General features: G+C 58.2%; 24 protein-coding genes. 16 read left to right on the top strand and 8 right to left on the bottom strand.

The genetic code is table 11. From position 1 onward, the window contains the following. The 4 genes from AC1D2P_RS18690 to AC1D2P_RS18675 form a co-directional block, all read left to right on the top strand. Positions 1-1,742: RHS repeat-associated core domain-containing protein (locus tag AC1D2P_RS18690; protein ID WP_477811539.1), on the top strand; the 1,742-nt coding region annotated here is incomplete at its 5' end. Then, on the top strand, positions 1,739-1,999 hold the full coding sequence (locus AC1D2P_RS18685; RefSeq protein ID WP_477758539.1) for a hypothetical protein: 261 nt from the start codon (positions 1,739-1,741) through the stop codon (positions 1,997-1,999). The genes AC1D2P_RS18690 and AC1D2P_RS18685, both read left to right, overlap by 4 nt. Further along, positions 1,992-2,369: a hypothetical protein gene (locus AC1D2P_RS18680; RefSeq protein WP_223523675.1), complete on the top strand. Its 378-nt coding sequence runs from the start codon at positions 1,992-1,994 to the stop codon at positions 2,367-2,369. The genes AC1D2P_RS18685 and AC1D2P_RS18680 overlap by 8 nt, the downstream gene beginning before the upstream one ends. A 332-nt stretch (positions 2,370-2,701) precedes the next feature. Next, positions 2,702-3,028, top strand: coding sequence for a hypothetical protein (locus AC1D2P_RS18675; protein WP_109788133.1), 327 nt, complete (start codon positions 2,702-2,704; stop codon positions 3,026-3,028). A 117-nt stretch (positions 3,029-3,145) separates the two neighbouring features. Here AC1D2P_RS18675 and AC1D2P_RS18670 read toward each other — a convergent pair whose 3' ends face one another. Continuing rightward, complete coding sequence (locus AC1D2P_RS18670; RefSeq protein WP_223523676.1) at positions 3,146-3,739, bottom strand: TetR/AcrR family transcriptional regulator; 594 nt, start codon at positions 3,737-3,739, stop codon at positions 3,146-3,148. Between the two features lie 170 nt (positions 3,740-3,909). Here AC1D2P_RS18670 and AC1D2P_RS18665 point away from each other — a divergent pair, with 170 nt between their 5' ends. The 4 genes from AC1D2P_RS18665 (at position 3,910) to AC1D2P_RS18650 (ending at position 10,211) form a co-directional block, all read left to right on the top strand. Next, on the top strand, positions 3,910-4,188 hold the full coding sequence (locus tag AC1D2P_RS18665) for a LysR family transcriptional regulator (RefSeq protein ID WP_477758538.1): 279 nt from the start codon (positions 3,910-3,912) through the stop codon (positions 4,186-4,188). Between the two features lie 141 nt (positions 4,189-4,329). Beyond that, positions 4,330-5,589, top strand: a complete 1,260-nt coding sequence (gene mexE / locus AC1D2P_RS18660; protein WP_223523678.1) for a multidrug efflux RND transporter periplasmic adaptor subunit MexE — start codon at positions 4,330-4,332, stop codon at positions 5,587-5,589. A 12-nt stretch (positions 5,590-5,601) separates the two neighbouring features. Continuing rightward, entirely contained in the window at positions 5,602-8,793 is a 3,192-nt protein-coding gene (locus AC1D2P_RS18655; protein WP_477758537.1) for an efflux RND transporter permease subunit, read from the top strand. Further along, the gene (locus AC1D2P_RS18650; RefSeq protein WP_477758536.1) at positions 8,793-10,211 is read left to right on the top strand and encodes an efflux transporter outer membrane subunit; all 1,419 of its coding nucleotides are present in this window, start codon (positions 8,793-8,795) and stop codon (positions 10,209-10,211) included. The genes AC1D2P_RS18655 and AC1D2P_RS18650 overlap by 1 nt, the downstream gene beginning before the upstream one ends. Positions 10,212-10,304: 93 nt before the next feature. On the opposite strand, the gene AC1D2P_RS18645 is transcribed toward AC1D2P_RS18650, so the two are convergent. Beyond that, positions 10,305-10,511 (bottom strand): hypothetical protein, encoded by a 207-nt coding sequence (locus AC1D2P_RS18645; RefSeq protein ID WP_046028017.1) that lies wholly within the window; start codon positions 10,509-10,511, stop codon positions 10,305-10,307. 234 nt (positions 10,512-10,745) lie between these two features. Beyond that, on the bottom strand, positions 10,746-11,849 hold the full coding sequence (locus AC1D2P_RS18640; RefSeq protein ID WP_477811538.1) for a hypothetical protein: 1,104 nt from the start codon (positions 11,847-11,849) through the stop codon (positions 10,746-10,748). Between the two features lie 359 nt (positions 11,850-12,208). Here AC1D2P_RS18640 and AC1D2P_RS18635 point away from each other — a divergent pair, with 359 nt between their 5' ends. The 6 genes from AC1D2P_RS18635 (at position 12,209) to AC1D2P_RS18610 (ending at position 19,286) form a co-directional block, all read left to right on the top strand. Beyond that, positions 12,209-14,161 carry a hypothetical protein gene (locus AC1D2P_RS18635; RefSeq protein ID WP_477758534.1) on the top strand — a complete coding sequence of 651 codons (1,953 nt, stop codon included), beginning with the start codon at positions 12,209-12,211 and terminating at the stop codon, positions 14,159-14,161. Between the two features lie 4 nt (positions 14,162-14,165). Continuing rightward, the gene (locus tag AC1D2P_RS18630; RefSeq protein WP_223523684.1) at positions 14,166-15,608 is read left to right on the top strand and encodes an MBL fold metallo-hydrolase; all 1,443 of its coding nucleotides are present in this window, start codon (positions 14,166-14,168) and stop codon (positions 15,606-15,608) included. Between the two features lie 45 nt (positions 15,609-15,653). Next, positions 15,654-16,556, top strand: a complete 903-nt coding sequence (locus tag AC1D2P_RS18625; RefSeq protein ID WP_077430410.1) for an SH3 domain-containing protein — start codon at positions 15,654-15,656, stop codon at positions 16,554-16,556. A gap of 135 nt (positions 16,557-16,691) precedes the next feature. Continuing rightward, complete coding sequence (locus AC1D2P_RS18620; protein WP_046028014.1) at positions 16,692-16,907, top strand: TOBE domain-containing protein; 216 nt, start codon at positions 16,692-16,694, stop codon at positions 16,905-16,907. Between the two features lie 116 nt (positions 16,908-17,023). Further along, a complete protein-coding gene (locus AC1D2P_RS18615) occupies positions 17,024-18,043 on the top strand; it encodes an ABC transporter substrate-binding protein (RefSeq protein ID WP_109788142.1) in 1,020 nt (339 codons plus the stop codon). Positions 18,044-18,059: 16 nt separating this feature from the next. Continuing rightward, complete coding sequence (locus AC1D2P_RS18610) at positions 18,060-19,286, top strand: RtcB family protein (RefSeq protein WP_477758541.1); 1,227 nt, start codon at positions 18,060-18,062, stop codon at positions 19,284-19,286. A gap of 21 nt (positions 19,287-19,307) precedes the next feature. Here AC1D2P_RS18610 and AC1D2P_RS18605 read toward each other — a convergent pair whose 3' ends face one another. The 4 genes from AC1D2P_RS18605 to AC1D2P_RS18590 all read right to left on the bottom strand — a co-directional run bounded on the left by AC1D2P_RS18605 (position 19,308) and on the right by AC1D2P_RS18590 (position 21,889). Next, complete coding sequence (locus AC1D2P_RS18605) at positions 19,308-19,736, bottom strand: hypothetical protein (RefSeq protein WP_046028012.1); 429 nt, start codon at positions 19,734-19,736, stop codon at positions 19,308-19,310. 115 nt (positions 19,737-19,851) lie between these two features. Then, positions 19,852-20,265, bottom strand: coding sequence for a VOC family protein (locus tag AC1D2P_RS18600; RefSeq protein ID WP_046028011.1), 414 nt, complete (start codon positions 20,263-20,265; stop codon positions 19,852-19,854). 183 nt (positions 20,266-20,448) lie between these two features. After that, on the bottom strand, positions 20,449-21,051 hold the full coding sequence (locus AC1D2P_RS18595; protein ID WP_077430408.1) for a TetR/AcrR family transcriptional regulator: 603 nt from the start codon (positions 21,049-21,051) through the stop codon (positions 20,449-20,451). Next, positions 21,038-21,889 carry a 3-hydroxybutyryl-CoA dehydrogenase gene (locus tag AC1D2P_RS18590; protein WP_077430407.1) on the bottom strand — a complete coding sequence of 284 codons (852 nt, stop codon included), beginning with the start codon at positions 21,887-21,889 and terminating at the stop codon, positions 21,038-21,040. Before AC1D2P_RS18590 ends, AC1D2P_RS18595 begins: the two co-directional genes overlap by 14 nt. Positions 21,890-22,056: 167 nt before the next feature. Between AC1D2P_RS18590 and AC1D2P_RS18585 the strand changes: the two genes are divergently transcribed. After that, the gene (locus AC1D2P_RS18585) at positions 22,057-23,076 is read left to right on the top strand and encodes an AraC family transcriptional regulator (protein ID WP_477758533.1); all 1,020 of its coding nucleotides are present in this window, start codon (positions 22,057-22,059) and stop codon (positions 23,074-23,076) included. Next, positions 23,073-24,887, top strand: coding sequence for an ABC transporter ATP-binding protein (locus tag AC1D2P_RS18580; protein ID WP_223523688.1), 1,815 nt, complete (start codon positions 23,073-23,075; stop codon positions 24,885-24,887). The genes AC1D2P_RS18585 and AC1D2P_RS18580 overlap by 4 nt, the downstream gene beginning before the upstream one ends. On the opposite strand, the gene AC1D2P_RS18575 is transcribed toward AC1D2P_RS18580, so the two are convergent. Then, a complete protein-coding gene (locus AC1D2P_RS18575; RefSeq protein ID WP_223523690.1) occupies positions 24,859-25,812 on the bottom strand; it encodes an alpha/beta hydrolase in 954 nt (317 codons plus the stop codon). The genes AC1D2P_RS18580 and AC1D2P_RS18575 overlap by 29 nt on opposite strands. Positions 25,813-25,830 lie beyond the last annotated feature (18 nt).

Here is a 25,830-nt window from a genome sequence, read left to right as displayed (position 1 = left end):
ATCTGCACCTGGTCAGCCGCCGTCTCAACGCCGATGGCACTCAGCTGAAATATCGCTACGACAACGCGCAGCTGTTACTCACGGAAATCGAGAACGAATCCGGTGAAAAATATCAGCTGGACTACACGCCCAGCGGCCTGATCCGACAGGAAACCGGCTTCGACGGCCAACGCACCGCGTACGCCTACGACCTCAACGGGCATCTGCTGGAGAAAACCGAGTTCGGTGCTGATGGTTCGCAGCTCGTTACCGCGTATGAACGGGATGCGGCCGGGCGCTTGCTGGTCAAAACGCTGCCCGACGGCATTCAGGTCGCCTACCGCTACGACCGTCTCGGTCGGCTGATTAGCGTCGACGACGGCCACGACCACCCGCTGGAATTCGAGTACGACCGACAGGACCGGCTGATCACCGAACATCAGGGCTGGGGCACGCTGCGTTATGCCTACGACGCCTGCGGCCTGCTCACGCGCCTGCGCCTGCCKGACAACAGCAAACTCGACTACCACCACGCCAAGGGCGGTACGYTGACCGCCGTCGACCTCAACGACACGCGGCTCACCAGCCATCAGTTTGCCTTCGGTCGCGAGCAGCGTCGCCAGCAAGGCCAGTTGCTCAGCGAATATGCCTACGACGATCAGGGTCGTTTGCAGGCTCACGCTGTCAGCCAACGGCAGAAATCGCTGTATCGACGCGATTWTGCCTACAGCGCCAACGGCAATCTCGACAGCATTGCCGACACCCGCCACGGCCAGCGCAAYTACMMMTACGACCCGCTCAACCGCCTGACSSGCGTSCGCCACACYCGCGACGACCSACCGGAAAGCTTCGCCCACGACCCGGCCGGCAACCTGCTGATGCAGGACCGACCCGGCGCCGCCAAAGTGCAGGGCAATCGCCTGCTCCTGCAAGGCGACCGCCACTACGATTACGACGCCTTCGGCAACCTGATCCGCGCACGTCGCGGCACCGCACAGAAACTCGTCACCGACTACCGCTACGACTGCCAGCACCGGCTCATCGGCGTCACCACCCCGGACGGACGCAACTCAAGTTACCGCTACGACGCCTTCGGCCGCCGCATCGCCAAAACCGTCGACGGCCACACCACCGAATTCTTCTGGCAAGGCGATAACCTCATCGCGGAAAGCAGCCGCGAACACTACCGCAGCTACATCTACGAACCCGGCAGCTTCCGCCCGCTGGCGATGCTCGACGGCAAAGGCCCACACAAGGCCTGCCCGTTCTACTACCAACTCGACCACCTCGGCACGCCGCAGGAACTGACCGATTTTGGCGGCGAAATCGTCTGGTCGGCGAAGTACAACGCCTACGGCAAAGTCACGCGCCTGGCGTTCGGCGGAGGCGAGCAGCTTGAGCAGCCGCTACGGTTTCAGGGGCAATACTTCGACGCCGAGAGCGGCCTGCACTACAACCGGCATCGGTACTATGATCCGGATGTTGGACGGTACCTGACGCCGGACCCGATCAAGTTGGCGGGTGGGCTGAACCAGTACCAGTACACGCCGAATCCGACGGGGTGGGTTGATCCGTTGGGGTTGAGCGGGAACTGCCCGCCGCCGAATAAATCTGGGTGTGGGGCGCCGGATGATACGACTGGCGCTAGGGTTGATGAGGGTGAGTCCAAGTTACCTAAGCCAAAAACACGCCCTCAAAACTTTGCTGATGAAGAAAAGCTGATTGGGCACTATGAAAGCATGGCGCAGAATTTAAGGCTATGAGCAAGGAAGAATATTTACTTATAGCCCGTGACGTTGTGAATCATGGCACCCGTGTGGAGTACGTATACAAAGGCGAAATTCGAGCGGGGTATTTACAGTTGATAGGTAATAATCGAAAAGGCGAGGCAAAATTCGCTTTTGTCGGCACAAACGATAAGCAGGAAATTACGACGTTACACACAAAAAGTGGAAAGGAATTCTGGAAAACTATAAATGGTGATGCTCGCGATAAAGTAGTGAGGCCGGCGAATGACTAAGAAATATGAAGCGATGGTGCTGGCAATAGGCCGAGTGGTTGAGGAGGAGGTCTTATTACTCGTGAAAGGTTTAGAAGTTAAATGCTTCGCAAGCTATTGCCCATCAAAGATTGAAGTGGGTGAGACCTATCAAGTGGAGTTCGAGTTGGTACTTCCCGACAACGATGTTGTCGCTGCGGCAGAGGAGCCACTCCCTACACTCATAGAAATGATAGGTAACGGATTTTCATGCGCGCTTTATGGGTATTTGGATGGGAGCGTGTTTCGATCTTTCGTTGATTTTTCGGATCAGGACATTCACTACGACCATCCTCATCTGAACGGACAATTTGTAAAAATTCAGGTGGATCGAATAGACGTGTCTTTCTGATGGCAATTGCGAAATTTCTGGGCAAGCTCGTCGGAAGTTTCCTTCAACTCGTATCGATTTCCATGAACTGGTGCAGGTCGGCCCTCATCGATAGTCTTTCACCTGTCGCTGCAAATTCAGTGACAGGGTGTGGAAGCCCTTCTATCGTTAGGCGCGTCACGCGCCACCAGTTCGGCGTGTTTTATCGTCTGTTTTTTATGGTGGCTGTGCGCGGGGCGCTTTCGAGTGCGCCGGGTGCCAACGTCCCGGTCTTCCACACCTGCGTACAGCTGCCACCTATTGCGTGGAAGTGATTTTTGGCGGCTTCTATCCATACGTTAGGACTTAAATCGATGAAAACTCTGACACCCGACCCACCCTACGAAAAACCAATCCCCCACCCCGACAACCGCTTCATGGCCCTCACCGGCAACTGCACCGACATGCCCACGCTGTTCGTCGATACCCACGCGCCGCTCGATGTTTTATACGAAGCCGCCAACTATCGAATTCGCGCCGTCACGCAGGTGCTGGAGAACATTTCGATGCGAGGTTCGGTTGAGTGCGAATCCTTCATCCTCAGCGACTTCGCGTTGCTCTGCGCCATTCCATTGCGCGATGGCTGTGATGTGCTGGATGTAGTGGGGCGGCGATTGCGTGCACGGACCTCTGAGGTTTAGAAATTGAGGATCAGGCTCAACAATCGGGCTGCCTGATCTGGCCTCTTCGCGAGCAGGCTCCACAGTTGATCGCATTCCAATGTGGGAGCGAGCCTGCTCGCGATGGCGTCGGAAAATTCAGCGATGCCCTGCAAGCAATGAATCCTCTTTTTCTGGCGCAGGGGCAGACCAAGCACTAACAACCGACTGCAAAAACTGCTGCGACAACTCAGGTTTATCCAGGGCCCTGGCAATGAGCATTGCGCCGGCTATCGATGCCAGGATTCGCAGCGATTCCTTGTACTTCTCCTCATTGTTTTCGCCTTCGACAAGCACCATCAGCGTTTCGATCAAGCGCTCAACACCTTTGGTGAACGAGCTGCTGACCGTGCCGCCGGTTCGGGCGACGTCAGCGGCCAGTGCGGGGATGGGGCAGCCTTCGGTCCAGTTGTCCATGTGGCTTTGCGTCAGGTAGCCCTCAATCAGCGCCGGGATGGATTTAGCGTTTTGCCAATCCTGGATGTTGGACTCGAACGTGCGGCTGACGGCTTCTGAAGCCAGCTGTTCCTTGCCCCCTGGAAACTGTCCGTAGAAGCCGCCGTGGGTCAGGCCGACTGAACGCGACAGTTCGCCGATGCCGATCCCGTCGATGCCTTTTTCCCGGTACAAGCGGGACGCGGCAGTGAGGATCGCCTCTTTGTTGGCTGCTGCCTGGTCTTTCGTGACTTTCATGAACGGCTCCTGTCGCCGAACGGGCCTTGCCAAGGCCACGTGTCGCTGAGATGTTGTTATTTATTATGTTCGTCATATAAGATCGCCGCAATGGCTTTGTCGGTGTCGGCGAATGTCTGGCGACTCCCGAGCCGGTGGCTCATGCCACAACACTCTACGTGGGCTGATCTATGCAACGTAATGATCTTCGCAGTATCGATTTGAATCTGCTGGTGGTTTTCGAAGCGCTCATGCAGGAGCGCAGTGTCAGCCGTGCCGCGAAGAAACTTTCGCTCGGACAACCGGCGGTCAGCGGGTCCCTGGTGAGATTGCGAAGGCTGTTCAACGACCCGTTGTTTGAGCGTCAGGGACGCACCATGGTGCCCACCGCGCGGGCGTTGTGTGCGGCGCAGACGCTGGGGCCAGCGCTGGATTCTGTGTGTCATGCGCTGGCGAATAACAAGGCTTGAACCGGGGTAAGTCTCTTTTTTGCCCTTAAACATGACGACCATCATTTAAGTTGATACCCAACTTCACTCCGTTCAATTCGTCGATACCTCGCGCGAGGTCGAGAATCCGGAAATTCCTAAACCGTCTGGCGGACACCCCCCATGGAACAGTCACTGAAACCTTTGCGTTATCCCCTTGCTGTGTTGGCTCTGACGGTCCTCACCGCGTGTGATCGAACACCCAACGCCGCTCAGGCTCCGGGAGCGCCGCACGTCACCGTCGCCAAAGTGCTTGAGCAACCCATCACTGAATGGGATGAAGTGACTGCCCGGCTGGAAGCACCGGAAACCGTTGAGGTCCGCCCACGGGTTTCCGGTCAGATCGAACGTGTTGCCTTTACCGACGGTGTGCTGGTGAAGAAAGGCGATTTGCTGTTCCAGATTGACCCGCGTCCGTTCGAACACGAAGTCCATCGTATCGAAGCGCAGCTGCAACAGGCTCGCGCCACGCTGGTTCGCACCGGTAATGAAGCGCAGCGTGGTCAGCGTCTGTTGAGCAGCAACGCCATTTCCGCCGAGCTGGCTGACACCCGCACCACCACCGCGCAAGAAGCCAAGGCCGGTGTCGATGCCATTCAGGCGCAGTTGGACCTTGCACGCCTGAACCTCAGTTTCACCCGCGTCACCGCCCCGATTTCCGGCCGTGTCAGCCGTGCGGAAATCACCGCTGGCAACATCGTGACAGCCGACACCACACCCCTGACCAGCGTGGTCTCCACCGACAAGGTCTATGCCTATTTCGATGCAGACGAACGCTTGTTCCTCAAATACAGCCAGCTCTCGCGCCAAGGGCAACGCAGTCAAACCACCCCCGTGTACATGGGCCTGTCGAACGAGGAGGGTAACAGCCACCTCGGACAAATGAGCTTCGTCGACAACCGGGTCAATCCCAAGACCGGCACCATTCGTGGTCGCGCGGTGTTCGACAATGCTGACGGCCAATACACCCCGGGCTTGTATGCCCGGTTGAAGCTGGTGGGCAGCGCAGCCTATGCCGGCCTGCTGATCAAGGACGAAGCGGTGGGCACCGACCTGGGCAAGAAGTTCGTGCTGGTGATCGATCAGGACAACAAGGCCGTGTACCGCAGCGTCGATCTTGGGCCGAAGCTCGAAGGTTTGCGCATCGTGCGCAGCGGCTTGCAGAAAGAGGACCGCATCGTCATCAACGGCCTGCAACGGGTTCGCCCTGGCGCTGTGGTCGCCCCGCAGGATGCGCCGATGGCCGATGCGGAAACCGTCGCGACCCTGAACCGTCAACGTCAGGCCATCGAGGCCGGCAATCAACCTGCCGCTCCGTCCTCGATCTCAGACAAATCACCGGCGCTGGTGAAAACGGATGCGTCCGTTTCCCCTCGCGGATAAGAGAACACCGCCATGAAATTCTCTCAGTTCTTTATCACGCGGCCGATCTTCGCGGCGGTGCTGTCGCTGCTGATCCTGATCGCCGGGGTGATCTCGCTGTTCCAGCTACCGATCAGCGAATACCCCGAAGTGGTGCCGCCGACGGTGGTCGTGCATGCCAACTACCCGGGGGCCAACCCCAAGGTCATCGGTGAAACTGTTGCGGCGCCGCTCGAACAAGCCATCACCGGCGTCGAGAACATGCTGTACATGTCCTCGCAGTCCACCGCTGACGGCAGACTGACGCTCACTGTGACGTTCGCACTGGGCACTGACCTGGACAATGCTCAGGTCCAGGTACAAAACCGTGTGACCCGCACCGAACCCAAGCTGCCCGAGGAAGTCACACGCATCGGTATCACGGTCGACAAGGCTTCTCCCGAGCTGACTTTGCTGGTGCATCTGGTCTCGCCGGACAAGCGCTACGACATGCTCTACCTGTCCAATTACGCGATCCTCAACGTCAAGGATGAGCTGGCGCGCCTGGACGGTATTGGTGACGTGAAGATGTTCGGTATCGGCGACTACTCGCTGCGAATCTGGCTTGACCCTCAGAAAACCTCGTCGCGCAATCTCACCGCTATCGATGTGGTCAACGCGGTACGCGAGCAGAACCGTCAGGTCGCGGCCGGGCAACTGGGGTCACCGCCCGCGCCCAATGCCACAAGTTTCCAGATGTCGATCAACTCTCAGGGTCGGTTGGTCACCGAAGAAGAGTTCGAAAACGTCATCGTCCGCGCGGGCAGTAACGGTGAAATTACTCGCCTCAAAGACATCGCCCGGGTCGAGCTTGGTTCCAACCAATACGCGTTGCGCGCCTTCCTCAACAACCAGGAAGCGGTGGCGATGCCGATCTTCCAGCGCCCGGGCTCCAATGCCATCGACATCTCCGACCAGGTGCGGGCGAAGATGGCCGAGTTGAAGAAAAACTTCCCGGAAGGCATGGACTACGAGATCGTCTACGACCCGACCATCTTCGTGCGCAGCTCGATTGAAGCCGTGGTTCATACCCTGTTTGAAGCACTGATCCTCGTGGTGCTGGTGGTGGTTCTGTTCCTGCAAACCTGGCGCGCCTCGATCATTCCACTGGTCGCGGTACCGGTGTCGTTGATCGGCACATTCGCCGTGATGCACTTGCTCGGATTCTCGCTCAACGCCCTGTCGCTGTTCGGTCTGGTACTGGCCATCGGGATCGTCGTCGACGATGCGATCGTGGTGGTGGAGAACGTCGAGCGCAACATCGAGTCGGGGCTTGAACCGATCGAGGCGACCAAAAAAGCCATGGGCGAGGTGACGGGGCCGATCATCGCCACGGCCTTGGTGTTGTGCGCGGTGTTCGTACCGGCAGCGTTTATTTCCGGCTTGACCGGACAGTTCTATAAACAGTTCGCGTTGACCATTGCCATTTCGACGGTGATCTCGGCGTTCAACTCCCTGACCTTGTCGCCCGCATTGGCTGCGGTCCTGCTCAAGGCCCACGGCGCGCCAAAAGACCGTTTCTCCCGGGTGCTGGATCGTGTGCTCGGTGGCTGGTTGTTCAAACCGTTCAACCGGTTCTTCGACAAGGCCAGTCACGGCTATGTGGTTGCCGTGGCCAAAATCATCCGCGGCAGCAGTGTGGCCTTGCTGGTTTACGCCGGACTGATCGCGATGACGTACTTGGGCTTCAGCACGACCCCGACCGGTTTCGTGCCGACCCAGGATAAAAAATACCTGGTGACCTTTGCGCAATTGCCAGACGCGGCCAGCCTTGATCGCACCGAGTCGGTGATCCGTCGCATGAGCACCATCGCGATGAACGAGCCGGGTTTCGACAGCGCCGTGGCCTTCCCGGGTTTGTCGATCAACGGTTTCACCAACAGCCCCAACGCCGGTATCGCGTTCATCGGCTTGCGGCCCTTCGATGAACGCAAGGATCCGAGCCTGTCTGCCGGGGCGATTTCTGCTTCATTGAACGCCAAGTTCGGCAGCATCCAGGACGCTTACATTGCGGTGTTTCCGCCACCACCGGTTCAAGGCCTGGGCACTATTGGCGGGTTCCGCCTGCAGATCGAAGACCGGGGCAACCTGGGTTATGACGAGCTGTACAAAGAAACCATGAACATCATCACCAAGAGTCGCAGCGTGCCGGAGCTGGCCAACCTGTTCACCAGCTACACGGTCAATGTGCCGCAAGTCGAGGCGGCCATCGACCGAGAAAAAGCCAAGACCCACGGCGTCGCGATCAGTGAAATTTTCGATACGTTGCAGGTCTATCTCGGGTCGCTGTATGCCAACGACTTCAACCGTTTCGGTCGTACCTATCAGGTCAACGTTCAGGCCGAGCAGCAGTTCCGTCAGGAACCCGAGCAAATCGGTCAGCTGAAAGTGCGCAATGACCGCGGCGAGATGATCCCGTTGGCCACTTTCGTCAACGTCAGCCCGACGTCCGGGCCGGATCGGGTCTCGCACTACAACGGTTTCGTCACCGCGGAAATCAACGGCAGCGCAGCCCCTGGCTACAGCTCCGGTCAGGCGCAAGCCGCGATTGAAAAGCTGCTCAAGGAAGAACTGCCCAATGGCATGACCTACGAGTGGACCGACCTGACCTTCCAGCAGATTTTGTCGGGCAATACGGCGCTGCTGGTGTTCCCGCTCTGCGTGCTGTTGGCGTTCCTGGTACTGGCTGCGTTGTATGAAAGCTGGAGCCTGCCGCTGGCGGTGATCCTGATCGTCCCGATGACCCTGCTGTCGGCGATTGCCGGGGTGATCATTTCCAAGGGCGACAACAACATCTTCACCCAGATCGGCTTGATCGTACTGGTAGGCCTGGCCTGCAAGAACGCGATTCTGATTGTCGAGTTCGCCAAGGACAGACAAGAGCAAGGCATGTCGCCGTTGGAGGCTGTCCTGGATGCTTGCCGCATGCGTCTGCGGCCGATTCTGATGACCTCGTTCGCGTTCATCATGGGGGTGATCCCGCTGGTGACGTCCACCGGTGCCGGTTCGGAAATGCGCCGGGCCATGGGGGTGGCGGTGTTCTCCGGGATGCTCGGTGTGACGTTCTTCGGATTGCTGCTGACCCCGGTTTTCTTTGTCCTGATTCGTCGCTACATCGAGCGCAAAAAAGCGCGCCAAGTCACCCATGTCCACCCGGCAAACGCTTCGAATTCGGAGGCACACTGATGAATGCTTCAACGCTTTTTTTACCCGGTCTTCTGGTCGCTGCGCTCGCCGCCTGCACGGTTGGCCCCGATTACAAAACACCTGACACGGCACCTGCGAATGTCGTCTCGGCACAGACCAGCAACTATGATCAAACTCATGTTGAGACGGTGTGGTGGCGTCAGTTTGACGACCCCACACTCAACCAACTGGTGAGCAAGTCCCTTGAGGGCAACCGCAATCTGCGGGTCGCTTTCGCTCGCTGGAAAGCAGCCCGTGCGATTCGTGATGACATCAGCAACGACAACTTGCCGGTCGTCACCAGCCGCGTGAGCAGCCATCAGGGCAAGGCACAAGTGCCAGGGCAGACCGAAAACCGCGTCAATACCGAGCGTTATGACCTGGGCCTGGACATGGCGTGGGAAGTCGATCTGTTTGGCCGGATCCAGCGTCAACTGGAGTCCAGCGACGCTCAGGAAGACGCCGTGGCCGCCGACCTGTATCAACTTCGCGTGACCATGATTGCCGAGTTGGTCGATGCCTATGGGCAGTTACGGGGCGCGCAACTGCGGGAAAAAATAGCCTTGGCCAACCTCAAAAATCAGCAAGACTCGCGCACTGTGACAGTCAGCCTGCGTGATGCCGGGGTGGGCAATGAACTCGACGTGGTGCGTGCCGATGCCCGGTTGGCTGCTGTCGAGGCGACGGTGCCGCAACTGCAAGCGGAGCAGGTGCGGCAGAAAAACCGCATCGCCACGCTCTTGGGCGAGCGCCCGGATACATTGAGCGTGTCGTTGGAGCCGGCCGACTTGCCAGCGATCGCCAAAGCACTGCCGATTGGCAATCCCGCCGAGTTGTTGCGCCGGCGTCCTGATGTCCTTGCCGCCGAGCGCAGACTGGCGTCCGCCACGGCGGATATCGGCGTGGCCACCGCCGATTTGTTCCCTCGAGTCAGCTTGAGCGGGTTTCTCGGTTTCACCGCGAGTCGCGGTTCGCAAATAGGTTCCAGTGCCGCCCGGGCATGGGGACTGGGCCCGAGCATTACCTGGGCGGCCTTTGATCTGGGCAGTGTGCGAGCGCGCATTCGCGGTGCCAATGCCAACGCAGAAGGCGCCTTGGCCACTTATGAGCAGCAAGTGCTGCTGGCGCTGGAAGAATCTGAAAATGCGTTCAGCGACTATGGCAAACGCCAACAACGCTTGCTCTCGTTGATCAAGCAAAGCGAGTCGAGCCGTGCAGCGGCGGACCTGGCGGCGATCCAGTACCAGGAAGGGACGGTGGACTACCTGGTTTTGCTGGATGCACAGCGCGAGCGACTCAATGCCGAGGATGCTCAGGCGCTGGGTGAGACTGAACAGTATCGAGGGATCGTCGCTATCTACAAATCGTTGGGCGGTGGTTGGGACAGCGGTGAAAACAAGGTCGCGCGACTGGATTGAGTGGCCCGACTCCCTGGGCAGTGGCAGGCAAAGGTGAGGGCGCGCGGAGTGGTCACCAACCGGTTGGTGCCACTCTTCGCCAAACAATCACTGTCAGAGCGAGTAACCAGGTGCCTGTCCGAGATGATTGTCCTGAGCGCCAGCAATCAAGTGCATTGGAATGTGAGGTTGTTCTTCCAGGGAGGGGACTTCGAAGCTCCCCACAATTTGAACGTGCCGCTCACTCACCGCGATCGACTCTACTGCCTGTGCTTTTGCCATTCTCGCGTGGTTCGCTGCGATTTCACTGAGGGTTGACACGTTAAATCTCCGGTGACTCACCAAGCGTTTCGCTGGGGTCCTTAAGCGTTAATTGGATGGCCGTTGCGTCAGAATTACGTCGTTTCTGGGATGCCAGATCGGCCTTTGCAAACCCCAAGCCAGAACTCTGGCGCGTTGAGCGCCAGGTTTCCCTATGCGACGAATGGTTGTAAACACTCGGTAACTTGCCCCGACGCGGCTGCAAACGAGGCCTTACTACCCTGTCTCGCACCATCAAAGAGTGACCTCAAAATCAACGATGGCACCTGCGGCAAATACATAGGAGCGGGGAGTGGGGATGTACTCCTCTTTCTCTTCCTTTTTCTTCAGCAACACCCCGGAAGCATCGCAATAAATGACTTCATCGTGCTCGTTTACGCCGCGAATGATGAATGTGTATTCAAAACCCGGATCAACCTCGATGCCGGCAGTCATCGGCACGCRCTCGACATCACGCCAAAAGTACTTCGCGAGACGTTGCAAGACGTTTTGTTGACGAATCACACCCATTAATCGTTGAGGCGTGGTGCCATCGACCACCGGTGTTGATTGTTGTGTAATTTCCACGATTCTTTCCGCAAGATTCCGGTGTACTTTCAAGGCGACCCAAGCCTTGGTCTTTGGCGGCTTCGGCGCGATGTTTTCAGCCTTGCGATTTTGTCGCAAGTTCAGGGCGACCATCAGTGAGTTGACGCTTGCACTACCACCGGCAAGTACGAGTGCCGTCAGGAATCGTGTTTCAAAACTGGATGTTACCTGCGAAATATAGATGTTCATCAGGTCGGCAACGAAGTCGATATTGAAACTTTTAATGATGAGATAAGCAGCAAGAAACATCACGACCGTGCGAACGCCGCGTCCATCAAAGAACTCCAGGAAGACTCGCCAGTTGAACACCACGGCGAATGCCGATTCGAGTATCACTGCCAATATGAGCATTGCAAAAAGAAGCCGCGTTGTCTTGCCGATCAATGCGGGGTCTTGCGCAGTCGGAGTATTGGTAATTTCGAACAGGTTGGTTTTTGACGTTTCGCCTTGCTTAAAAGTGATGGGCACTTCGCCTGTTGAAGGAGGCGGGTTCGCGGCGGTATAGATCAGAACCCAGTAATTGCTGGGTGTGCCTGTGGTGAGTACCCGTGCACCTGCAGGTGCTGTGCCCTCAATTTTGATCTCTTCGTTGCCTTGCGCCACGATGATCGTGGCGCCGGGTTGTACAAACAAGCGGGCGACTTCAGCCTTTGCGGGCATGGCGATCGCCAGCCATGCGAGCAATGACAAGACGATTGCCGACAGCCAGTGATACTTGAAGTTCGTTGCTGTTAAGTGGGTGGGCCACATCGATACTGCTCCTTCTTAGTTGAGGGGGACTCATGCAGCATCGAGCGCTAACCCGGTTCATGCGAACGCTGATGAAAATATAATCGCAAGTGGTGAATTAGCAAATTATGCGCAGGGATATAAACGTCGGTGTAAAGGTAACTTATCACTTGCTTTTCAATAATTTGCTGGTAATAGAACACATAGCGAAATTTCATATACCTTTCTTTGACATCAATCACTAAGCGCTCTTGACTGGTAGTCAATTGCCAATGGCTGATCCGAAGCCCGGCCACTAATATCGAGTTATGGCTCTATTCCCGGTTGGCAGTTTCTCGCGTTGTTGAATTTATACGGTTAGTCAGACAAGGAGATCGAGGGTGGACAAGTCCGACTACGCACCACCGGCCATGCGCAAACTGCGGGTGTATGCATTCGACCCACAAGCCTCGACTCAAATGGACACGGTGCGGATCAACCACGCCACCATCGAATTGCCATGGGAGCAGCGTTGGGAACCCGATATCTTGCCGGGGCCGGTGAACGAGTACCTGGAGGTCATTGATGTCGATCCTACCAGCGGCCAGTTCTACAAACCGGTTAACTTGAATGACCCGCATGTGTTGGCCCAGGATGGCATCGCGCCTTCGGAGGGCGACCCGCGTTTCCATCAGCAAATGGTCTTCGCCGTTGCGATGAAAACCATCAAATTGTTCGAGCGGGCACTGGGGCGCAAAGTGTTCTGGTCACCCAGAGCTATCGAGGATAAGCGGACAAAGAAGCTGACCTACGGCTATGTCCGCCGGTTACGTATTTATCCTCACGCCTTACGCGAAGCGAATGCCTACTACAGCCCGGCAAAAAAGGCGTTGTTGTTCGGTTACTTCAAGGCCTCACTGAGCAACGCCGGGGTGAACTTGCCGGGTGGCTGGATATTCACGGCGTTGTCCCACGATATTGTCGCGCATGAAACCACGCACGCCATTCTGGATGGCTTGCACCGTCGATACATCGAATCCACCAGCGTTGATAGCCTGGCGTTTCATGAAGCCTTCGCCGACATCGTTGCACTGTTGATGCATTTTACGTTGCCGGAAGTGGTGTCCAGTCAGTTGGCCGCGCGCCGTGGGGATCTGACCGAGCGTTCCTGGTTGAGCGGCCTGGCCCGTCAGTTCGGCGAGGCGTCGGGGCGCTACTCGGCATTGCGCGATGCAATCGACGAAAAGGGCAAGGACGGCTTGCCTGACCCTACGCGGCTTGCACAATTGAGCGAGCCCCATGAACGCGGCGCGATACTGGTTGCGGCTGTGTTCGACGCATTCATCACCATTTACGAGCAACGTACGACCGATCTTTTTCGGCTGGCAGGGCATGACAAGGCATCGACGGCCAACCTGTCGACCGAATTGATCGCACGCCTGACCCGCGAAGCTGTGAAGGCTGCCGATCATGTCCTGAGGATGTGCATTCGTGCGTTGGACTATTTGCCACCCGTGGATGTGCACTTCGGCGAGTTTCTGCGGGCCATTGTCACCGCCGATAACGACCTTGTACCGGACGACCGCATGCACTATCGCCTGGCAGTTATCCAGGCGTTCCGTCGGCGCGGCATTTTTCCGGACAAATGCTTATCACTGGCGCCGGACAGTTTGCTCTGGGAATCATTGAAGGGTTATCAGACAGAAGAGCTTTCCCTGACCGCCGATGACCTGCTGGCCTTTCAGGCACCGCCCAAATCCAATTGGCCAGGTGGCTCACTTGATTTAACGCCGCAGTACCTGCGGGGCAATGCATTTCTCCAGTCCGAGCACAATCGTCAAGTGGTGTGGAACTGGCTGATGGAAGAGTCAGACCATGACGCTGAATGGGAGAAGGTCTTGGGGATTTTCTTCATGGCCCATCCCGACGCAACCAAGAAGCAAGGGGCGTTGTTTGTAGGATGGGATAGTGTTCAACCTGCCGTGGAGGTGCATTCGGTCCGCACGTGTCGCAGGGCCGGGCCGGACGGGCAGGACCTTCGGCAACTGGTCGTGGAAATTACCCAGCGCCGTCGCGGTTACTTCGACAGCGCGCAACAACTCAAGGAAGATCAGCAAGCCCCGCGCAAGGATGATCGCCGTTCCTATGACTTCACGTTCCGAGGGGGCGCGACACTGATCATTGACCTGCGTGATGGYACCCTGCGCTATGTCATCCGCAAGCGCATCGATGACGATGAACGTCTGGATGCCCAGAGGCGCTTCCTGCAAACCGGCAACGACTCTCTGGCCATGACTTATCGAGAACCGCGCGCGGACGATAACCCCTTTGCCATGACCCACCGTGGAGTCTGACGCCATGACCAATGCAGATTTGCAGGGCAAGGTGGCGATTCGCATGTACCGCGGGATTTTGGGCGACTGCTTTCTGCTTCGCTATCTGGACGCCGGGATCACCCGCCACATCTTGATCGACTGCGGTGTGCTTCAAGGGGTGACGGGGGCCAAACAGACAATGACGCGTATTGTCGACGACCTTCAAAAAACCACTGGCGGCTTGCTCGACCTGGTGGTGGTAACCCACGAGCATCACGATCACACGAGCGGCTTCCTGTATGAGCAAGCGCGCTTTTTTGGTGATGATTTTCGCATCGGTGAACTCTGGCTGGCCTGGACCGAGAACTCGAATGATTCCCAGGCCGTCGCACTGCACGCCCGTTTCAAAAAGGCGAAAGTGGCATTGGCGGGTGTCGTCGGCCTTAGCGGGCGTGGCACCCCATTGCACCAGGATGCACGAATCAAAACCGTGCACGGCCTGTCGGCTTTCATCGACCCGCCGGCCAGTAAAGAAAAAGACAAGCGCACGACCATCGAGAAGCTCAAGGACAAGGCCGGATCGAAAGTGACCCGGTACCTGGAACCCGGTGATGTTGTGCGACCCGCCGCCATCGACGCGCTCAAGGCGTATGTCATGGGGCCACCGCGATCCGAAGAGCGCTTGCGCAAGGATTTGCCGAGCAAGGGGGCGGGGAAAGAGGTGTACATGACCAGCCTGGATGAGGCCATGGCGCTGGAGGAACGCACGCTGCGACTCAAAGGCGAGGTTCCGGACAATGTCGACTCACCCTTCGCGCCGCCTTATCAGCGACCTTTCTCCAGGGTCGCAGATGAAACGGATACCCATGGCGGGGGGGATGAAGAGTCGAGCAGCGTCGAGCAGCGCTATTTTGGCAGCGTTGACCAATGGCGCTGCATTGAGGACGAATGGCTGGACGGCGCGGAAACCCTGGCCCTGAAAATGGATTCGGACACCAACAACACCAGTCTGGTCCTGGCGTTCGAGTTGCCGGACGGCCAGATCCTGCTCTTTCCGGGCGATGCCCAGGTGGGCAACTGGCTGTCCTGGGGCGACCAGACTTACCCCAAAGACGCTATGTCAGGGAAGCCTCTGCCGCTGACCCGAGACGACATCCTCGCTCGGGTCACGCTTTACAAAGTCGGCCACCATTGCAGCCATAACGCCACTGCTCGTGCCGCAGGATTGGAAAAGATGAATGATTCCAGGTTGGTGGCGATGATCCCGGTGGTCGCCGATGTGGCGAAAGGCAATGACTGGAATATGCCTTACCCGGATCTCCTGAGTGCCTTGCAGCAACGTACCAGACAGCGGATCGTTTCCGGGGATGGAAACCCTGCAAGCGAAATCAAGGCCTTCGCCAACTCACCGACGGATCCGGCTAACCCGGTCACGTTAAGTTATGCGCCCGATGAGTTGTGGGTGGAGTTATTGATCCCGTACTGAATTCACCTCACCCCGACCAATGACCAACAGGTACAGGAGGTAGCGATGTCTTCGTATACAGTGACGGCCAGTACCCTCAACTTACGCAGCGAACCGAGTGTTGCACCGAAAAATCGACTGGCTACTTTGCCCCAAGGGCAAAAGGTCGAGAAGCTGGGGGTGCACAGTACCCAAACTGACTGGTGGCAGGTCAGCACGATGCTCAATGGTGTGTCGGTTACGGGGTATGTAAACAGTCAATACCTCGCGCCCGAAGGCGCCCCCGACAATCTCCCTGCCGCTACATCTATCAGTCCTGCTCACCTGACACCCAAACACCCAATACTGCGCTCAGCAGCCGAGGGGCGGGCGTTCCCCTTGAACGAAAACGGTATGCCATCTCGTGCGCAGGGCAGTGCAACGGAAAAAGTCCGGGACTTGCATCGCATCATCGAGTGGTTGGGGGTGGCCAGTAACCCGCGCTATACGAAGTCAAAAAGTGAAACTTACTGCAATATCTACGCTTACGACTTTTGCTGCCTTGCCGGGGTTTATCTGCCTCGTGTCTGGTGGACCCGCAAAGCCATTGCCGAACTCGCCAAAGGCAATCCTGTCGCGGTGCAGTACGAAAAGACTGTGAGCGAGTTAAGTGCAAACAGCTTGAACAATTGGTTTGAGGAGTTCGGCAGTGATTTTGGCTGGACGCGATCATTCGATATCAATGAGGTTCAAGAAGCTGCAAACGCTGGAAGTGTCTGTTTCATTTCAGGTCAGCGAGTTGACTTGAACCAATCGGGCCATATCTGTGCGGTCGTTCCAGAAACGGATGATCATCGCGCGCAGAGAAAAAACGGCGTGGTGGTGACCCCTTTGCAGAGTCAGGCAGGCAGCAACAATTTCAGCTATGGCGGGGTGGTCTGGTGGACGGCCAGCAAATTCAGGCGCTTTTCATTCTGGATTCATCCCTGAGCGTTTTCAGTTTTGATATGCAAAAAAGGAATAAATAGATAATTATTTATTCCTTTTGTTGTTTGTGCGGGTGGTGCACTTTGAGGGCCTGCACCTTCGTACGCAGGTGCCCGACATCAGACAGGAAGCCTCAACATGACCATCAAAGCGATCAACGTCCGCAACCAGTTCAAAGGCGTCATCAAGGAAATTGTACAAGGCGAAGTGGTGTCCGAAATCGATGTGCAAACCGCCTCCGGAATCGTCACCTCAGTGATTACGACACGCTCGGTGCGCGATCTTGAATTGCAAGTGGGCAGCGAAGTGATTGCCTTCGTTAAATCCACCGAGGTCTCGATCGCCAAGCTCTGAATTCGTCAGCCAGTTCAGCCATCACGCACTTCGTAGCAGCAGGCTTCGCCAGCTGCTACGGATTGCGTCATTCCTTAACTTATCGGCATTGGCGTTTCCGTCACCCCGAGGTTTTCATGACGACACTTTTCAAGCGCTCCACGTTGACCTTATTGGCCACTTCCGTGGCGGCGATGAGTGCGTTACTCAGCCCCGTTGTTCAGGCCGAAGGCACCATCAGCATTGCCCAGCAATTTGGTATCGGTTACCTGATTCTGGATGTGGTCCGTGATCAGCAACTCATCGAGAAACAGGGCAAGGAGCAGGGTCTCGACATCAAGGTCGACTGGAGCAGTATTTCCGGGGCCACCGCGATGAACGAGGCGCTGCTGGCTGGCGCGCTGGATGTGGTGTCTGCGGGTGTCCCGCCGATGCTGACGATCTGGGATCGGACCAAGGGCAAACAAAACGTCAAGGCGATCGCTTCGCTGGGGTCGATGCCCAACTACCTGCTGACCAATAATCCACAGGTTAAAACGCTCGAAGACTTCACTGAAAAGGATCGCATCGCCGTACCGGCAGCGGGTGTCGGTTTCCAGTCGCGCACCCTGCAGATTGAAACGGCCAGACAGTTTGGCGCGGACAACTTCAAAAAATTTGACGACATTTCGATCAGCCTGGCCCACCCGGACGCGACAGCGGCGCTGATCGCCGGCGGTTCGGAAATCAACGCGCATTTTTCCAGCCCGCCGTTCCAGTACCAGGAATTGCAGAGCCCCAACGTGCACAAAGTGCTGAGTTCCTACGACATATTGGGTGGCCAGGCCACGTTTAACGTGCTGTACACCACTGAAAAATTCCACGACGAGAACCCGAAAACCTACAAGGCGTTTTACGCCGCACTGGCCGAGGCCGAACAGATTATCAAGGCTGACAAGCCCGCAGCCGCGCAGACCTATATCCGCGTGGAGCAATCGAAACTATCCTTGCCATTGGTTGAGAAAATCGTCGCCGATCCGGAAATCGACTTTACCGTGGTGCCACAGCGAACCTATATCTACGCCGAGAAACTGCAGGCGTTGGGTGTGCTGAAAAACAAGGCTGATAGCTGGAAAGACTACTTCTTCGAGGAAGCACATGGCGGTGCAGGCAGTTGAGAGCAAACCGGACATCATGCAAGAACAGACCTACCAACGGCTGGACGTCGCCCACGGCAAACCGATCAAGCTCTGGACCGAAGGCGTCCCGGTTGAAGACGCCGCCAAACAGCAACTGATCAACACCGTCAGGATGCCGTTCATCTTCAAGCATCTGGCGGTCATGCCTGACGTGCATTTGGGCAAAGGCTCGACCATCGGCAGCGTCATTCCAACTCAAGGCGCGATCATTCCGGCCGCGGTCGGTGTGGACATCGGTTGCGGCATGATCGCCGCGTGCACGACGCTGACCGCCAGGGATTTACCCGACAACCTGCATGGTTTGCGTTGCGCCATCGAGAAAGCGGTGCCCCATGGCCGCACCGGTGGCCGTGGCGCTCGCGACAAAGGCGCCTGGGACAACGTGCCGAAACAGGCCGATCAGGCGTGGTCAGCACTGGCCTCGCGCTTCAAGGCGATCACCGACAAGTACCCGAAGCTCGCCCAGACCAACAACCGTGGGCATTTGGGCACATTGGGCAGCGGCAATCACTTCATCGAGGTGTGCCTGGATGAAACCGACCGCGTCTGGTTCATGTTGCACAGTGGTTCCCGAGGTGTCGGCAACGCCATTGGCAACCTGTTCATTCAACTGGCCCAGGCGGATATGCGCGAGCACCTCGCCAACCTGCCGGACCGCGACCTGGCGTACTTCAAGGAAGGCAGCCGGCACTTCAACGACTACGTCGAAGCGGTAGGCTGGGCACAGGATTTCGCCAGGCAAAATCGCGCGTTGATGATGCACGCGGTGATCCAGGTGACCCGGCAAGTGATCAAAAAACCTTTCGAGGCTGCGCTGGAAGCGGTGAACTGTCACCACAACTACGTGCAAAAAGAGCGGCACTTCGGCGAGGACATCCTGGTGACCCGCAAAGGGGCGGTGTCGGCGAAGAAGGGCGAGCTGGGGATTATTCCCGGGTCGATGGGCGCGAAAAGCTTCATCGTTCGCGGCCTCGGCAACGAGCAATCATTCTGTTCCTGCAGCCACGGTGCCGGCCGCACCATGAGCCGCACCCAGGCGAAAAACCGGTTCACCGTCGACGATCAGATTCGCGCCACCGCCCACGTGGAATGCCGCAAGGATGCTGCGGTCATCGATGAGATTCCGATGGCCTACAAGAACATCGACGACGTGATGCATGCCCAGCGCGAACTGGTCGAAGTGCTGCACACCTTGCGTCAGGTGGTCTGCGTCAAGGGCTGAGCACTTCGGCTGATCGCCAGATCACTTGTACTTGATCACGATGCCTTTGAGTTTGCGTCCCTGAATCGTTTCAATGTCGCGGCTCCACAGCGGTCCGCTGACATAAGCGCCGACCGTCCCGATCTGGTCATAAACCACCACCACGGCATCACCACCGAGCTTGGCGGTTTCTTCTTTCAGTTTTTCTTCGACTTGGGTGATCGGCGGGGCAGGGTCGATGCTGGCATCGATCAATACTTCACCCAATCGAACAAACGGGCGAGCGGGCGCAGCACGCAGCACCACCACTTCGGCGGCCAGTGTCGGCGCGGGATGTTCCACACCGACATACGCGGTGGTTTGGGCATCAATCGTGGCGCAACCGTTGAGCGCCAGCAGGGCGCCGACAAGGCCGCCCGCCAGCAACGTCATTTTGCAGCGGGTGGACCAGGGGGTGACTGGGGCAGGCATAGCGGCTTTCCTCCGAACAATCCGTTGCCACGTGGCTAGTTGACGGTAGCAGACGGTCCGGGAGATGCCAGAAAGCCAAACCGCTACCGGCCGCGCTTTCTGATGCCTTGTCGTCTCACTGGTCTTTCTCGCAATTGACCATCCACGACACACCGAAGCGATCCACCAGCATGCCGAAACGCGCCGCCCAGAATGTCTTTTCCAGCGGCATCTGCACGTTGCCGTCTTCCGACAAGGCAGCGAAGACGCGTTCCGCTTCAGCGATGCTGTCGACATTCAATGAGATGGAACACCCGCTCATGTCCTCCGTGGGCCGGTCCGGGGTGGTGTCCGAGCCCATGATCGCCTGATCGCCAACCACCAGGCGGGTGTGAAGGATCAGGTCGTGGAGGTCTGTCGGCACGTGTTCGCCGGCCGGTGTTTCACCGAACGTCAACATGGCTTCGATTTCGCCGGGCAGGCTTTGCGCATAGAAAGTGAAGGCTGCTTTGCAGTTGCCATTGAAGATCAGGTAAGGATTGATTTTCATGTTTTACTCCCGGTCACGGAAGGAGGCGGAGGGTGGCGGACTCAGTGCCGGCCCCGCAGTGATTGAACACAAACAGCAAAGCGTTAGAGGGCGGGTTTGGCAAAATTCGTTTAGACGTTTTTTCTATTGAAACGCGGCGTTTTATGGCTTCGGGTATGCGCGACCAGACATTGCGTCAGGTTTTCAGGCCACTGCGCGTGGCGCCGAAGGCCGCAGCAAGCGTTCGATGGCGCCGCTCACCAGGTTTTCCAGCATTTCATCGCGCTCATGGTCATTCAGCGGATGTTGCATCAGCCAACCGGGGGCACTGTTGAGCAAGTTGGCGATGGCGTGCGCTGTGGCACGTTGCGCCTGTTCGCCGACCCGGGTTTTGCTGCCGAGCATCAGCAGCAACCGATGTTCGTATTGTTCGCGCAATTGCCGGACTCGCGCCTGTTGCTCGTCATTGAGGCAACCGCTGTCTCGTTCCGCCAGGCGAAAATGCCAGGGCATTTCCCGGTGCAAATTCAAATGCGCGCGGATCAGCAGCTGCAGCTTGTCGCGTTTCGCCGAGCCCTTTTGATCGAGGCGGTCCAGGGTCGACAGCAGCTCTTCGTAGAACTCTTCGATCAAGTCGAGCAGCAAGTGCTGCTTGCTCGGGTAATGGTGGTACAACGAGCCTGGGGAGAGCCCCAGGCACGTCGCCAGCTCACGCATGCCGACCTGACCGAAACCCTTGCTGGCGAACAACTCCAGCACGGTGTCCCGGTATTCGGCAAAGCGCGAGCAACGCTCAGGCATAGGCATGGAAGCCACGTCCTGTCTTGCGCCCCAGATAGCCGGCGGCAACCATTTCCTTGAGCAACGGAGCAGGGCGGTATTTGCTGTCGTTAAAGCCGTCGTAGAAGGCTTCCATGATGGCCAGCAGGGTATCCAGACCGATCAGGTCCGCCAGGGCCAGCGGGCCGATTGGCTGGTTGCAGCCCAGGCGCATGCCGGCGTCGATATCCTCGGCACTGGCCAGGCCTTCCTGAAGCACCAGAACGGCTTCGTTGATCATCGGCACCAGAATCCGGTTGACCACGAAGCCCGGGCGGTTGCCGGCGGTGATCGCGGTTTTGCCCAGGGTGGTCGCCATGTCCAGGGCCAGCGCATGCGTGGCATCGCTGGTTTGCAGGCCGCGAATCACTTCAATCAGGCCCATCACCGGCACCGGGTTGAAGAAATGCAGGCCGATGAAGCGCTCAGGTTGGCTGACGCTGGCGGCCAGTTGAGTAATCGACAGCGACGACGTGTTGGAGGCAATCACGCACTCGGCACTGACCTGCGCGGCAATTTGTTGCAGCACGCGCAATTTCAAGTCGAGGTTTTCGGTGGCCGCTTCGATCACCAGTTGCGCGTTCTGCAGGCTGGCGTAATCGGTGCTGGTGCGAATCTTGTCGAGGGCGGCGAGTTTCTGCTCCTGGCTCAGCGTTTCCTTGGCGACCTGACGATCAAGGTTTTTGCCGACGGTCGCCAGGGCCTTTTGCAGGGCACTCTCGGAAATATCGATCAGGGTCACGTTGAAACCGGCCAGCGCACAGACCTGCGCAATCCCGTTGCCCATGGTGCCCGCGCCGATCACCCCAATGTTTTGCAGATTCATGTTCCCGTCCTTACGGTCAAACCTTGCGATACCTTGGCCGTTGCTACGGTCGAAGGCGTACTATTGGCCGCGAGTCTAGAACCGGCAGGTCGGTTGTCCTATGCCGCAACTGTTCAACGGTGCTGGTGTTTTTTGCCATTTCAAGTGATAGGGAGCGAAACGTTCACATGCGGGAAAAGGACTCGGTCGCGGTTTATTTCGTGCAGGCAATGATCCATGCGCTGGCGCAGCATCCACAGCGCCTGAACGCAGCGTTGGAACAGGCCGGTATCGACCCGGCGTTGATGGATCAGCCTACGGCGCGGGTGCCGGCCAGCGCGTTTGCCGCGCTGTGGCTGATTCAGATCCGTGAGTTGGACGACGAGTTTTTCCGCCTCGACTCCCATGGCATGCCGCCGGGCAGTTTCGCCTTGATCTGTCGCGCCTTGATTCAGGAACCCGACCTGCACAAAGCCATGCGCCAGTGCCTGGCCAATTTCGCCCTGTTCCTGCGCGACTTTCGTGGCACGCTGACCGTGCGCGGCAAGCGCGCGATCATCAGCCTCGACACCCACGCGCAAAACGACGACGTCAGCCGTTTTGGCGAAGAGACGTTCCTGGTGCTGATGATCAGCCTGTTGTGCTGGCTGGGCGGGCGGCGCATCCCCATCGACCGCGCGGACTTTCGTCACGAGCGCGTGTCCCTCAGCGACGACCGTTTGTTGTGGGGCCCCAACCTGACCTTCGGCGCCGAGCGCACCGAAATCGAATTCGCCAGCCACTACCTGCGCCTGCCGGTGGTGCAGGACCTGGCTTCACTCAAAGTCTTTCTGCGCACGGCCCCGCAATGGCTGGTGATCCGTTTCCGCAACCAGCATGGCCTTGCCTCGCAAGTCCACCAGCGCCTGCGCAACAGCCATTACAGCCAATGGCCGACCTTGCAGGCCTTCGCCCTCGAACAACACCTGAGCCCCAGCACCTTTCGCCGCAAACTGGAGCGCGAAGGGTGCTCGTATCAAGAGATCAAGGATGAAGTGCGCCGTGGCGTTGCCTTCGAGCAGTTGCGTGAGAGCCGCGCGAGCATCAGCGACATCGCCGAACAGCTGGGCTTTCAGGAACCGAGCGCGTTCCATCGGGCGTTCAAGAAATGGACGGGGGAGAGTCCGGGGCGGTATCGGGCGCGGTTTCAGGTGGAGTGTCCGGATTGAACCTTGCTGTTGACCGCCTCACCACCTTACTCGACCAGGCCCGACGCGCTCTGCTGCTGGTCTGGGGCACCTCTCGCGGTCTATTCCTGGGCCTGGTCCTCGCCACCCTGATCGCCGGCGTACTCCCGGCGCTGGCCGCATGGCTGGGACAGCGCATTGTCGACGCGGTGGTCCACGCGATGCAGTTGCATGCGCAGCAGGGCAGTGCGCCGTTATGGCCGGTGGTGCGTTATGTACTGATGGAGGCGGGGGTGTTGGCGTTGTTGTCGGCGACTCAACGGGCATTGTCGGTTCAGCAGTCGCTGTTACGCGTGCAGTTGGGGCAGAAGGTCAACACGATGATTCTGGAGAAAGCCCAGACGTTGTCGTTGGTGCAGTTCGAGAACTCCGAGTTTTACGACAAGCTGGTACGGGTGCGGCGCGAGGCTTCGACGCGGCCGCTGGCGCTGGTGATGAAGTCGTTGGGGCTGATCCAGAACCTGATTGTGCTGATCAGCTTTGGCGTGTTGCTGGTGCACTTTTCACCGTGGGCGCTGGTGCTGTTGGTGGTGGGTGCATTACCGGTGTTCTTCGCCGAAGCGCATTTTTCCGGGGATGCTTTTCGGCTGTTCACGCGTCGGGCGCCCGAGAGTCGGCAGCAGACTTACATTGAGACGCTGCTCTCCCACGAGGGCTATATCAAAGAGGTCAAACTGTTCGGCTTCGCGCCGCTGTTGTTGCAGCGTTACCGCGACACGTTTGCCCGTCTCTACGCCGAAGACCGTCGCTTGACGTTGCGTCGTGATAGCTGGGGATTTGTCCTCGGCCTGCTCGGTACAGCGGCGTTTTACCTGGCCTATGCGTGGGTGGTGGTCGATGCCGTTCACGGCAACATCAGCCTGGGGCAAATGACCATGTACCTGGTGTTGTTCAAACAGGGGCAAACCGCGGTCAGCAGCAGTTTGAGCGCCATCAGCGGTCTGTATGAAGACGGTCTGTACCTGTCCAGCCTTTATGAATACCTGGCCGAACCGGTGGTTGCCGATTCCGGGTATCTCACCGAGGGCGCCGTGCCCGGCGATGGTCTGCGTTTCGAGAGCGTCGGCTTCCGTTATCCGGGGGCGAGTCGTGCGGCGCTGGAAGGCATCGACCTGCACCTGGTTCCTGGGCGCAGTCTGGCGCTGGTGGGGGAGAACGGGTCGGGCAAGACTACGCTGATCAAATTGCTGACCCGCCTGTATCGGCCCGATCAGGGCCGAATCCTGCTCGACGGCAGCGACTTGCAGGCATGGAAAGAGGACGCGCTGCGCCAGCGCATCGGGGTGATTTTTCAGGATTACATCCGCTACCAATTCTCGGTCGGCGAAAACATCGGCGTCGGCGACACGCTGGCGTTCAACGATGAACAGCGCTGGCAAGACGCAGCGGCGCAGGGCATGGCCGCGCCGTTCATCGAGCGTCTGGATCGAGGGTATGCCACGCAGTTGGGACGCTGGTTTGCCGGTGGGCAGGAGCTGTCCGGCGGGCAGTGGCAAAAGATCGCGCTATCGCGCGCCTACATGCGTCGCGACGCCGACATCCTGATACTCGACGAGCCGACATCAGCCCTCGACCCGGCAGCGGAAGCGGCGGTGTTCGAGCATTTCAGCGAGCACACCGAAGACCGGATGACGTTGCTGATTTCCCACCGGTTTTCCAGCGTGCGTAACGCCGATCACATCATCGTGCTGGACCAGGGGACCATCCTCGAACGTGGCGATCACGACACGCTGGTGAACGCCGGTGGGCGCTACGCGCAGCTATTCAACCTGCAAGCCCGGGGTTACCGCTAGGCCCGGCCACTTGCGTTGGTTTGGTTTTCATCAAGCGCTCGATGGCTTGGCGATATTGCGTACCGCCCAGACTCATGCTGTTGTTGTGCGTCCCGCCGGGCACCAGCAGCAGGCGCTTGGGTTCATTGGCGGCGTTGAACAATTGCTGGCTGAAGCGCGACGGCATGAACGCATCGGCCAGGCCATGGACCACCAGCAGCGGCATGTTGATGTCGACAATCTTGTCGATGGAATCGAATTTCTGCGACACCAGCCAACGCACCGGCAGCCAGTTCACCGGCAGGTTGCTGTCGGCCACTTGGGCCACGGCATCGCCCAGCGAAGTGAACGTGGACTCGATCACCAGGCCGCGCACCGGCACCTCGGCGTGTTGTTTTTTTGCTTGTGCGGCCAGGTCTGCCGCGAGGTCTATGGCCACTGCGCCGCCCAGGGAGTGGCCGTAGATCAGGCGCTTATTGGCGTCTGGTTGCATCTGGGTGAAACGCTCCCAGGCAACGCGGGCGTCTTCGTAGACACTGGCTTCGGACGGTAAATCACCTTTGCTCTGGCCAAATCCACGGTAATCGATGGCCAGCACTGAATAGCCCATGGCGCGCAATTGCTCGATGCGAAACGCCTGGCCCGTAAGGTTCCAGCGCACTCCGTGCAGGTAGAGGATCGACGGTGCATCACGGCGTGCGGCCGGCCACCACCACGCATGCAGGTTTTGCCCGGCCTTGAAACTGGCGGGTTTGATGTCGAACTCCTGGACATCGCTCGGCAAGCCGCGATACCAGCCTGCCGTGCCCGGTTCGATGCGAAACAACAGCTCGCGCTCTTTGTACTTGAGCACGCCGCAACTCACTGGCAGGCCAACGATCACTAGGGCCATGCACAGCAGCGGCAGCCAGCGTCGGCGAAAGCGATTCATCAAACTCGACAACATGCGGCGTCCGGAAAGTGG

It is taken from the genome of Pseudomonas sp. P1_F1_2 (genome assembly GCF_056405815.1).
The sequence above is the reverse complement of the archived record's forward strand: the minus strand, read 5'-3'. Positions and strand labels throughout refer to the sequence as shown.